Source organism: Streptomyces sp. NRRL B-1347, assembly GCF_000720325.1.
Lineage (GTDB): Bacteria > Actinomycetota > Actinomycetes > Streptomycetales > Streptomycetaceae > Streptomyces.
The window spans coordinates 285,321-296,445 of the sequence record NZ_JOJM01000001.1; the positions used below are offsets into that span (position 1 = coordinate 285,321).

8 protein-coding genes are annotated in these 11,125 nt (G+C 73.6%); 2 read left to right on the top strand and 6 right to left on the bottom strand.

The features are described from left to right. The first annotated feature begins 319 nt into the window (after nucleotides 1-319). Nucleotides 320-1,342 carry a zinc-dependent alcohol dehydrogenase gene (locus tag IG74_RS0101265; protein WP_030668029.1) on the top strand — a complete coding sequence of 341 codons (1,023 nt, stop codon included), beginning with the start codon at nucleotides 320-322 and terminating at the stop codon, nucleotides 1,340-1,342. A 13-nt stretch (nucleotides 1,343-1,355) separates the two neighbouring features. Next, nucleotides 1,356-2,327: a Gfo/Idh/MocA family protein gene (locus IG74_RS0101270; protein WP_030668031.1), complete on the top strand. Its 972-nt coding sequence runs from the start codon at nucleotides 1,356-1,358 to the stop codon at nucleotides 2,325-2,327. A 66-nt stretch (nucleotides 2,328-2,393) separates the two neighbouring features. Here the strand turns inward: IG74_RS0101270 and IG74_RS0101275 are convergent, their stop codons facing one another. The 6 genes from IG74_RS0101275 to IG74_RS0101300 form a co-directional block, all read right to left on the bottom strand. Next, the gene (locus IG74_RS0101275; RefSeq protein ID WP_030668033.1) at nucleotides 2,394-3,251 is read right to left on the bottom strand and encodes a phytanoyl-CoA dioxygenase family protein; all 858 of its coding nucleotides are present in this window, start codon (nucleotides 3,249-3,251) and stop codon (nucleotides 2,394-2,396) included. 177 nt (nucleotides 3,252-3,428) lie between these two features. After that, nucleotides 3,429-4,577 (bottom strand): hypothetical protein, encoded by a 1,149-nt coding sequence (locus tag IG74_RS0101280; RefSeq protein WP_030668035.1) that lies wholly within the window; start codon nucleotides 4,575-4,577, stop codon nucleotides 3,429-3,431. 10 nt (nucleotides 4,578-4,587) lie between these two features. Beyond that, nucleotides 4,588-5,802: a hypothetical protein gene (locus IG74_RS0101285; RefSeq protein WP_030668037.1), complete on the bottom strand. Its 1,215-nt coding sequence runs from the start codon at nucleotides 5,800-5,802 to the stop codon at nucleotides 4,588-4,590. Beyond that, the gene (locus IG74_RS0101290) at nucleotides 5,799-7,898 is read right to left on the bottom strand and encodes a DegT/DnrJ/EryC1/StrS family aminotransferase (RefSeq protein ID WP_037824174.1); all 2,100 of its coding nucleotides are present in this window, start codon (nucleotides 7,896-7,898) and stop codon (nucleotides 5,799-5,801) included. The genes IG74_RS0101285 and IG74_RS0101290 overlap by 4 nt, the downstream gene beginning before the upstream one ends. A 174-nt stretch (nucleotides 7,899-8,072) precedes the next feature. Beyond that, the gene (locus tag IG74_RS0101295; RefSeq protein ID WP_234334173.1) at nucleotides 8,073-9,278 is read right to left on the bottom strand and encodes a radical SAM protein; all 1,206 of its coding nucleotides are present in this window, start codon (nucleotides 9,276-9,278) and stop codon (nucleotides 8,073-8,075) included. Nucleotides 9,279-9,519: 241 nt separating this feature from the next. Further along, on the bottom strand, nucleotides 9,520-11,121 hold the full coding sequence (locus tag IG74_RS0101300; RefSeq protein ID WP_030668046.1) for an ABC transporter substrate-binding protein: 1,602 nt from the start codon (nucleotides 11,119-11,121) through the stop codon (nucleotides 9,520-9,522). Nucleotides 11,122-11,125 lie beyond the last annotated feature (4 nt).

The window sequence follows — 11,125 nt, forward strand, 5'->3', positions numbered from 1 at the left end:
GGCCCGGTCCCCGGCGGCCCGGTCCCCGGCGGTCCGGCCTCGATCCACCGCTACCGGTCGCAACCGATCGGCCCTCCCCCGCCCATGGCCCCCGTCCATGGCCCCCGCCCACGGGCCCCCGGCCGCGACCGCGCGGCACCCCGACCCGTACGCCCCAATCCACCCCAGCGCGCCCCGCCCGCTCCTCGCGCCCCAGAGGCCACCTTGTAGGACGCGCGTTCGCGCGGTGGAATTCGTGTACGGGTCAGGGGCCGATCTCTCGCCGTGCCGCGGTGGGGGCTGCCCCGGGCGCCCACGCGGCCGAGTTGAGGAGGAACCCTTGCGGCGGTACGAACTTGTCGGACGGCGTGACATCAGGCTGGTCACCGACGCGCCGGTGCCGGAGCCAGGCCCCGGCCAGGTGCTCGTCCGCGTCCGCGCGTGCAGCGTCTGCAACCGCAGCGACCTCGCGTACTACCACTACTACGGCCTCAGGGACCACTGCGCGACGGGCTGCTACGGCCACGAGATCGCCGGAGTCGTCGAGGCCGTCGGGCCCGGCGTCTCGCGGGTCGCGCCGGGGCGGCGGGTCTTCGTGCGGACCCCGCTGACGTCGGGCTACGCCGAGTTCGCGCTGGCGCGTGAGATAGCCGTCGGCGTACTGCCCGACTCCGTGCCCTTCGAGCAGGGCTCGATGCTCCAGCTCCTGCCGCTCGCCGTGCACGCCACGCGCGGGGTGCGGCTGGGGGACCGGGTCGTCATCATCGGTCAGGGCCCGGTCGGCCAGATGGCGCTGCGCATGGCGGCGCGGCGCGGCGCGGCGCACGTCACCGCCGTCGACCTCGACGAGTGGCGCCTGGAGCGCTCCACCCGGGCGGGCGCCGACGAAGTACGCCATGTCGACGGCAGCGCGCGGCAACTGGCGGCCCTCAAGGAGGAGTTCGCCGCGCAGGGCGAGGAGTACGACGTCGCGATCGACGCCGTCGGCACCCCCACCACCCTCAACGCCTGCGTGGGTCTGGTCCGGCAGAACGGCCTCGTCGTGATGCTCGGCACCCACCACGTGGACACCCACGTCACCGTCGACCTCGTGACGTGGGAGCGCAAGGGCCTGCGCGTGCACAGCTCCGCCGAGCCCGTGGACACCGCGCGCGCCGAGGCGCTCGCCGTCGCCGAGCGCCTCGTGCGCCGCGACGCGGAGCGGCTGCGCCTGCCCGACCTGCACACCCACACGTACGCCCTCGAAGAACTCCCCAAGGCCATGGAGCAGTTGTCCGCCAGCAGGTCGCTGCACCCCGACGCCGAGCGCGCCCCGTACGACGGGCCGCCGCCCGAGACCCTGAAGGTCGTCATCGTCCCGTGACGGAGGCCGGGCGGTGAGGTGGGCGGTCGCCGGATACGGCGACGTCGTGGAGCGCCGGGTCCTGCCCGCCCTGCGGGCGCTCGGCGAGGAGCCCGTGTACCTGTGGGGGCGCGACCCGGACCGGGCGGCGCGCGTCGCCGCCCGGCACGGCGTACGGGACTGCGGCAGTGACGAGCGCGCGCTGCTCGGCGACGAGGTCGACGCGGTGTACGTGGCCACGCCCGTGGTGCTCCATGTTCCGCTGGCGCGCGCGGCGTTGGCGGCCGGGCGCCCGGTGCTCGTGGAGAAGCCGCTGGCCGGAGGGCTCGGGTCCGCCGACGGCCTGGACCTGGACCCGGACAAGCGCTCGGGCCTCGGTGGCGGGCCGCCCGTCGCCGTCGCGTACTACCGCAGGCTCGCCCCGGCCGTCCGGCGTCTGCGCGAGGAGTTGGACGGTTGGACGCCCGCGCGCGTGGACGTGCGGTTCCGCTGTGCCTTCGCTCCGGGCCCCGGGCATCCGATGTACTGGCGCACCGACCCGGCCGTGGCGGGCGGCGGGGTGCTCGCGGACGCGGGCAGTCACCGGCTCGACCTGCTGGTCATGCTGTTCGGCCGCCCGGACGAGGTGCGCGGTCGGCTCACGGACCGCTTCCCGCGGGGCGCGGAGCGGCGGGCCGAGGTGGAGCTCGCCTGGGCGTCCGGCGTACGGGCGCGCGTGGTCGCGGAGTGGGGCGACGCGCCGCCGGTGGACCGGATCGAGGTCGTGGGCGGGGGCCGGGCCCTGACGCTCGATCCGCTCGACTCGGGGCGCCTGCGCGTGCGCACCGCGCGGGGGTCGAGCGAGGTGGCGCTGCCGCCCGCGCCCAACCCCCATCAGCCGCTGATCGCCGACTTCGTGGCCGCGGTCGCGACCGGGCGGCCGCCGGTGTGCCCGGTGTCGGACGCCCGGATCGTGGACGAGATCATCGCCGCGGCGGGACGCCCGCACCCCGGCGGGTCCCGCTGAGCGGCTGAACGTTCCTGCGGACGCGGACGCGGACGCGGACGCGGGCCCGGCCCCGGGCCGGAGGCCTCAGGCCCCGTCGTCCGCCGACCACGGCCGCAGCCAGCGCGGGTCCGGTGTGTCGCCCGCCCGGATGAAGCGCGTGTCGATGGAGAGCCGCATCGCGTCCGTCGTGGTGTCCAGGGACGCGTGGATGACGCTCGGCACGTGCACCATCAGGTCCCCGGCGGCGAAGTCCGCGTGCAGCCAGCGGCGGTCCAGGGCGCGCGCGGTGAACTCCAGGTCGTGGGAGATCTGCCGCCGGTCGTCCGGCCGGTCCGTTGTGTCGCGCAGCGGCTCGTACTCCTCGGGGGACAGCCTGTGCGAGCCCTCCAGGTACACCAGGGCGCCCGACCGCGGCGGGCAGTCGCCGACCGGGATCCACAGGGTGACGACCCGGGGCGAGCCCTCGTCCATGTAGTCGAAGTCGACGTGGGCGCGTGAGGCGCGGCGCGAGCCCCGGTGGAAGTGGCGCAGGATGCGGCGCGGCAGCATCCGGGCGTCCCCGTCCAGGAGGTCGGCGGCCAGCTTGGCGAGCCGCGGGTCGTCGAGGAAGCGGTCAAAGGTCTTGGACCGTACGAAGGCGTGCGCCGGATGCCCGGCCACGCCGTGCTCGGGCAGCTCCTCGGGCACCCGGCCGGAGAACACGCCCTGGCGGGGGGTGGTGCCCGGCGCGAGGTAGCCGCGCGGAAGCAGTGAGAAGTACGCGGAGCGCAGCCGGAGCACCTCCTCCGGGTCGAGGAACCCCGGCAGGTACAGATAGCCGTCCGCGCGCAGCCGCTCCCGCAGGGCGGCGGGGTCGGGCAGCGGCGCCGTGCCGGTGGCGCGCAGCGGGCCGAAGAGCTCGGGCGAAAAGGGTATGGGTACGCCGTTCGACGAGAGGTTCACGAGGGAGTCCTTACGTCAGGGTCGACAGAGTGAGTCCTTGCGGAAGTCCTTACGACAGAGGTCGGTGGGGGGGGAGGGGGCGGCAGCGGTCGGCGCCGGGCCCTGGTCCTCAAAGGGGTGTCGGCCAGCGGTAGGTGACGGGTCGTCACTGCCGGGCGGGCGAGGGGCGGGAGCGCGTCAGTAGACGCCCTCGACCGCCTCCTCGGTGCCCGCGAGGCCGTCGCGGAAGGGCCGGACCGCGGCCACGCCGTCCCAGGGGAACCACGGATGCGGCCCGGTCCTGATCGCGCTGTCCCGTTCGAGGAGGTTGGGCAGGAAGAGGTCTTCGAGGAGGGTGGTGACGCGCACCCGGCCGCGCTCGCCCTCGGCCACCTCGCGCCACGGATCCTGCGGGTCCACGACCTGGAGCACCGCGAACGGCGGTGGCAGGTGGTACGAGTGGCCGGTGCCCTCGGGCAGCCTGGGCGCGCCCGGCACCGCGTCGGCCTGGAGCGCGTGGCCCGCCAGCGTGTTGCCGTACGTGTCGATCCACTGCACGCCGTCGAGGTGCTCCTGGCGCAGGAACGCGGCCTCGGCGGCGCTGCACGTGGTGCCGCCGGTGCACACCGCGCGGATGCCGTACGTGTGCAGGGGGCGCGGCAGCCGCATGGCGAGTTCGAGGAGCAGCCGCGAGGTGGTGAAGAGCAGCGCGGGCCGCTCGGCGGTCAGCAGCGTCAGGGTCTGCTCCACCAGGTGGGAGGTGTAGGCGTCGGCCTCGCCGCCCGCGCGCAGCGACGCCTTCACCCAGCGCGGGTCGAAGTCGATGGCGAACACGGCGCCGCGCCAGCTGTCCGCGAGCCCCTCCACGAAGTGCCCGTACGCGTGCGGGCCGCTGGGCGTCATCGCGAGCACGTCACCGCCCGCGACGCCGCGCGCCTCCAGGACGGTGCGGTAGACCTCGACGTCGTACGCGAGGCGCGTGACGTTCACGATCCGGCAGGGCGCACCGGTGGTGCCGCCTGTCTCGAACACCCGGAACGGGCGGTCGTGGTAGCCGCGCGGGCGCAGGTCGAGGGCGCTCGCGGCGCGCAGCTCGCCCTTGTCGAACAGGCCGAACAGTTCGAGCGCGGCGAAGCAGTCGACGTCCTTGAGCGGGTCGAAGCCGAGCCGGGGCAGCCGGGCCACCCAGAACGGCGAGCCCGTCGCGGGCGAGAAGTGCCAGCGCATCATGCGCCGCGTCCAGGTGTCGAGATCCACGGCGAGCTCGGGCAGACGCCCACGCAGCGTGTCGTACAGGGTGGCGAAGGTGACCTGCGGGGTCTGCCCGTCGCGGGCCGTGGTCGTCATGGGCCTCCTCCTAGGAGTGCGGGGCCGGTGCCCGGTGGACGAAGAGGGAGTCGCCGGCGATCGCGCGGGCGGCGTCGGCGGTGGCGCCGAGCACGGCGGCGAACGGGAAGGGCACCTCGTGCCCGACGAGCGGATGCGCGACGTCGGACGCGGTGAAGCGCCCGTCGAGCAGGGCGAGATGGGGGCGTACGAAGACGTCGCCGCCCGCGCCCTCGACGACCGCGGGCTCGCGGGTGAGCAGCCGGTCCCCGGCGCGCAGGAGGGTGCGGAGGTGGGCGGTGGCGCGCTCGGCCTCGCCGGGGTCGCGGAAGGCGGTGAGCGGCCAGTCGGGGGCGGCGGGGTCGGGGGCGGGCCCCGGGTGCAGTGCGTCGAGCGCGGTGGCCAGGGCCTTCGCCACCGGCTCGGGGTCGGCGTCCAGGCACACCACCGTGCGCACGTTGCGGCAGAACCGGCCCGAGTCGGCGGCGACGAGCGGCAGCAGCCAGGCCACCGCGTCCTCGACCGGCAGGCCCGGCGGCACCAGGGCGCAGCCGCGCCCCGGCCCGTGCAGGGTGAGGGTCGGCGCGTCCCGCATCGAGGCGGCGAGCCCGGCGCCGCCGTACACGACGTGCCGGTCGGTGAGCTTCACCAGGCCGTGCAGGTCGCGCTGTCCGGTCGGGTACAGGCCGATCCGCTCCGCGGGCCAGTCCGCCGCGAGCAGCGCCGCGACCAGGCGGGCCGCCGACAGCGGCTCGCGGCGGCTCGGCCGCACCCACACCGCCGCCGAGCGCTCGGCCTGGTCGAGCACGGAGTCCAGGCAGGTGAAGGTGTTGCCGGGCAGGGCCACCAGAGCGAGCGCGTCGTCGTGGTCCTGGACCTCCCGGTGGGCGACGCCTTCGGACAGCATCGCGCACCAGCGCTCGACCAGCGGGCCCGGAAGCCCCGCGCTCTGCCACAGCGCCGTGCGGAACGCCGCCGCGCTCTGCGGGCCGAGGCCGCCCACGGTCACCGTGCCGTGCGCGAACAGCTCCAGGGCGGCGCGGACCCGCGCCCGGCGGTCGGTCAGCGGCACGAGGGCCGTCCGGGCGGTGCGCCACCAGCGGCGGTCGGCGTGCGCCACGATCTCCGGTACGAGCGCGAGACGGCGGGCGGGCGTCCCCGGCAGGGCCGCCGTGTCCAGGGACTCCTGCCACGCGCCCCGGCGGAAGGCGGAGACGACGGCCGGGCGGTCCGGCGCGGCGGTCACGACAGCTCCTCCCGCAGGGCGGCGACCACCCGCGTCTGCTCGGCCCGGGTGAGCGTCGGGTACAGCGGCAGGGCGATGTGGTGGCGCGCGAACCAACGCGCCTGCTCGTAGGGGCCCTCCGCGTCCGCGGGCCGGGCCGTGTCCGCGAAGTACGGCTGGTCGCACAGCAGGTGGTCGTACACCTCGCCCGCGAGGGCCACGCCGTGCCGCTCCCGAAGCCGCTTCTTCAGCAGCGCCCGGTCGACGGGCGCCTCCGGGTAGGCGAGGTACTTGTAGTAGTTGCTGCGGCTTTCGGACGGCACCGCGTGCGCGCGCAGGCCCGGCACGTCGGCGAGCAGCTCGTCGTACCCGAGGGCGAGGTCGCGCCGTGCCGCCAGGGTCCTGCCGAAGCGCTCCAGGTCGACCGAGCCGACGGCGGCGTGCAGTTCGCTCATGCGCCAGTTGCCGCCGGGCCGGTCGTGCAGCGTGGAGCCCTGGGCGCTCTTGCCGTGGTCGCGCCAGCGCCGCACCTGCTCGGCGTCGGGGGCCGCGCAGGTGACCAGGCCGCCCTCGCCGCTGACCGCGACCTTCGTGGGAAAGAAGGAGAACGCCCCGAACCGGCCGAAGGAGCCCGCGAACCCGCCGTTCAGGGTGGCGCCGAGCGCGTGCGCGGCGTCCTCCACGACCGGTACGCCGCGCTCCGCGCACAGCGCGAGCACCTCCGTGAGGGACGGCGGGACGATGCCGCCGATGTGCACGGGAAGGACCGCCGCCGTGTCCGGGTGGCGGTCGAGCGCGGCCCGCAGCGCGTCCGGGGCCAGGCCGAGCCCGTCCAGCTCGATGTCCACGAACCGCACGGCCGCGCCCGCTCGCACCGCGGCCGCCGCCGTCGCGAAGAACGTGTTCACCGGCACGAGCACGGTGCGGTCCGCCACGCCGATGACCCGCAGGGCGATCTCCAGGGCCGCGGCGCCGGACGCCACGGCCACGCCCTCGACGCCCGTCCAGCTCCGCGAGAGCTCCTCGAAGCGGGTCAGTTCGGGGCCCTGCGTGAGGTGGCCGGAGGCGAGTGCCGCGTCCACGCGGTCGAGGACCGCCCGCCGGTCGGCGACGTCGAAGTGGATGCGCTGCGCGGGGACGTCGGCGGGCGCGGCGGCGGGCCCCGACAGGGTCCGGGTGAAGAAGGCGGTGGCGTGGCCCACGTGCGTGCCGTGGCCCATCGCCAGCTCGTGGACCTCCAGATCGCCACCGGCCGACGCGTAGGCGCGCCGGACGGCGTCGGCCGCGGCGCGCGCGTCGGCCGGTTCCAGGAAGGAGTCGGCGGTGCCGTACTGGAGCTGGAGCGGGGCGGGGGCGAGCGCGCCGTACAGGTCGGGCAGGTCGGCGTACTCCAGGACGCCCGGCAGGACGGCGCCCTCGTAGCCGGTGAGCAGCCGGGCGAACAGGGCCGGGTAGCTGCCCAGGTGGCTGGCCGCGCAGACCGGCAGCGGCCGGGGCGCGAGCAGCGCGGAGTGCAGGGCGACCGCCGCGCCCAGGCTGTGCCCGAACACCCCGACGCGGCCGGGGTCGGCCCACGGATGCCCGGTCAGGACGTCCAGGGCGCCGAGCGCGTCGCCGACGAGCGCGCCGAGCAGCGAGCGGCCCGTCAGCGCGAACGCGTGGGCGAGCAGGGCCCCCTCGTCCCGCCCCGCGCGGCGCTCCTCGTCGAGGCCGCCGCCGATGCCGTGCTCGAAGGACAGCGTGACGAACCCGGCGCGGGCGAGGTGCTCGGCGACGTTCCGGTCGGGAAAGTCCGGAGGCGTCTCGCCGGTGAGCTGTTCCATCCGAGCGTTCTTGCCGCCGAGGACGAGCACCGCGGGGAGGGGCGGTGCGACGTCCGCGGGGGCGGTGACGGTGCCGTGGAAGGTGCCGCGCAGGGGGGAGGCGAAGGCCAGCCGCTCGCGGCGCAGGCCGTCCGCGGTGGTCGTGGCGGTGGTGGTCGTGGTCAGGGGGGTCCGCTCGACGCGGGCGAGGCGCTGCACGACGGCGCGGAGTTCGCGGGACCAGGGGGTGTGGGGCGGGGCGAAGCGCAGGGCGGGCCCCGCCGTGAGCAGGTGGTGCAGGTGAGTGGACTGCATGCGGGTCTCGTTCGCTCCTGTGGGTGCGGGTGGTCGGCCTTCGCGGGGCGCCCCGGGCCCGCCCCTTCTCCGGAACGACGCCGGGACCGACCCGCCCCGGACGACGGGGCGGGCGGGTACCTGGAGGTCCTGACGTCCGGGCGTCCTGACGTCCCGTCCGGGCGTCCTGACGTCCTAGACGAAGTCGGCGTGCAAGGTCTCGGGGACCTCGACCGCGTAGGCGTCAAGGGCCTCGTCCAGCTTGATCTGGCCGCGCTTGAGCAGTTCGAGCAGCTCGTTCTGCGGCCGGTAGAAGCAGGACTTGCAGAGGTCGGTGCGGCGGGGGTTGGAGGCCTCCCACTCGGCGCGCGGACCGCCCTCCAGGACCTGGGGGTACCCGAGGTCGACGACGTCGCCGATGCGGTAGCGGCTGTTGAGGTGCACCTGCGGGCAGGGGTACAGATGGCCGTCCGCCCCGACGGCGGTCACGAAGCGGCTGTAGTGGCAGCGCTCGAAGTCGCCCTCGACCTCCTCGACCTGGTCCATCGGGCCCCGGTCGAGCTTCGGCACCGACACCTCGAAGGCGTCCGTGGACAGCGCGGAGGCCGCGACGAGGGAGTCGGAGATCTCCTCCATGACGGTCTCGATGGTCTCGTGCCCCATCGCGCTGTAGAACTCGGGCTCGAAGCGGACGTAGTGCGCCCCGGACTCGTGGGCGATGCGGGCCGCCGACACGATCTCGCGGTAGTTCTGCATCGTGATCACGTAGTTGAACCCGATGCGGAAGTCCGGTGCGACCGCGTTCGCGCGCAGCCGGCCGATGTTCTCTATGAACTTCGAGAACGTCTGCTCGCGGTCGCGCGTGATGTCGTTGAACGTGGCCTCCGTGCCCGCGTTCATGCCGACCCGCACCCAGGTGTGGGTGTTGATGACGGTGTCGGCGACCTTGGGGCGGCCGAGCCGGGAGCCGTTGGTGATGAGGCCGATGTGCAGGCCCACCTCGTGCCCGGCGTTGCAGATGTCCGCGTAGCCCGGGTGGATGGTGCACTCGCCGCTGCCGCAGAAGGTCACGGCGCGGCCGTCGTTCTCGGCGAACTCCTTGAGCAGGTTGATCGCCTTGTCGGTGGTGATGGAGTCCTTGAACGAGAACAGGTCGTAGAACTGCTCCTCGTTCGGCGAATGGAAGTTGCAGAAATTGCAACGCATATTGCAGGCGCCCATGATGCCGATCCGCATGTGGACCGGTTTGATCTCCTCGTCCGCCACGAATCGACGGAGCAGATCGCGGTGGGCCAGGACCTTTTGGGGGGAGTGTGCTTGATCGAGGCTGACGTCGGGGAGGCCCTCGCCGTTGCGGGGCGCGGCCATTCCGATATCGCGGACACCTTCAGTGCTGTTCACGAACCCCTCCACGCGCTTTTGGCGGTGTTTAGCGTTGTCCGAGCGACCTTTGTGACGGTAGGAGAGCGCTTCCAGAAGTGTCAATGGGTCTAGACAACCAGGAAGTTGAGTAAACATCTACCGCGCCATCGATTCAGGCCAAATGTGCCAAGCACTTGTTCGTGTCATGTGCCAATGACGGAAGCGCTGGTGGGGCTATGTCACTTAGGCGGGCCTAAGCGCGTTGGATGAGCGGTGAACTTCAGGGGCAGGGGTACGTGAACGTGTCCTCGAAGGTCCGGTACGTCTTCCCCGCGCCGCCGCGCCCTTGTGCCGGGTACTCGATCACCGGTACGGGCTTGCAGATCGGCCACTGGTGGGTCTCGGGCGACTGCTCGAAGGCGTACGTGCCCGCGGCGCCCTGCAGGCAGTTGGTGCACAGCAGGCGCCCGTCCCGCTCGACGATGCCCGCGTTGATCAGGGTGTTGTAGACATCGTCCTTCGTCGGCGTGCTCGCGGGAGCGGGCGTCCCCCCGCCGCTCCCGGCCTTGTCGTTTGCTTCGGAGTACGACCTGTCGTACGCGTTGGAAAGCAGCGTGAACGCGTCGTGGTACATGATCGCGTAGCCGTCGTCGAGGGGCTTCTCGCCGATGCCGTACCGCTCGTCGAGGTCGTTGAAGACCCGCAGGAAGCCGCCGAGGCCCGCCGGGGCGCCCTTGGCGGGCAGCCCGCGCGGCGTCCACCAGGCGGGCGTGACCGAGGACGCCGCCACGATCCGCGTCTTCGTCTCCCGCAGCATCCCGGTGAGTTCGTCCGTGGTCAGCGTCGGCTCCAGGCCGATGCCCACTTTCAGGATGCGCACGGGGCGGCTGCGGTCGCAAGAGGGCTCCTGCGACAGGCGTTTCACCAGAGCGGGCAGGTCCTGGTCGCGGCCCGCGAAGAACACCGTGTCGGATTCGGTGAGGCAGATCTTCTGCGCGGCGGACTGGAATCGCTGCGGGATACCGGCGGCGGGCCCGGTCGAGCCGAGGTAGGAGGCCGAGCGCTGACGCAGTCCGTACGCCGCGCCGAATTTCTTCTGCAGCAGCCGGTGCAGATTGCGCGAGTACACGTCGTCGGGACGGCTGTCGTATACAAGGAACCCATTCTTGTCACCCCGGTTCCGCTTCAGATAGTGATCGAGCGCGTCCACGAACATGCTGTTGTTCGGTGAGGTCTTGAAGAAGTACGCGGCGTTCATGTCGGCGGAGGTGATGACCGGGCCCACCGTCGCGATGCGCCGCGCGCTCAGCGCCTTCATCGCGTCCCGGGTCTCGGGCGTGCTGCTCGGCAGGCCCATCACGCCGACGAGGGGCGAGCGCCGGTCGTCCACGAGCTGCGCCAGGTCGTCGACGACCGGCTCCCACTGGTCCAGGTCCTTGCCGTCGGGCGCCATCAGGAGCTGGTAGTGCGGCCCGCTGCCGCTGTTGGCCCGCAGCTGGGCGGCGTGCGCCCCCGCCAGGGCCCGGCGGATCATCGCCGCCGTCATGGCGCTCGCGTCGTCCGACGTGAAGGGCATCATCAGCGCGATCCGGCCGTACGGCATGGGGGCCTGCCCCTGCTCGGGGTCCTCCCAGGCGCGCTCGACGCGGGCGTTCTCGTCGGCGACGGCACGGATCAGCCCGTCGAGTTCCTCGTCCCCGTCGAAGGCGCTCTCCGTGACGCCCACGCACTCCCCGCCGTGCTTCTCCAGGCCGCCCGGGCAGTCTTCTGGGCGCAGCACCAGGTAGACGATCACGCCGACGGCGATCAGGACCAGCGGCACCACGATCGCGACGATCTTGTCGAGGGGGCCGAACCCGTTGCGGCGGCGGCTCAGACGCATGCTT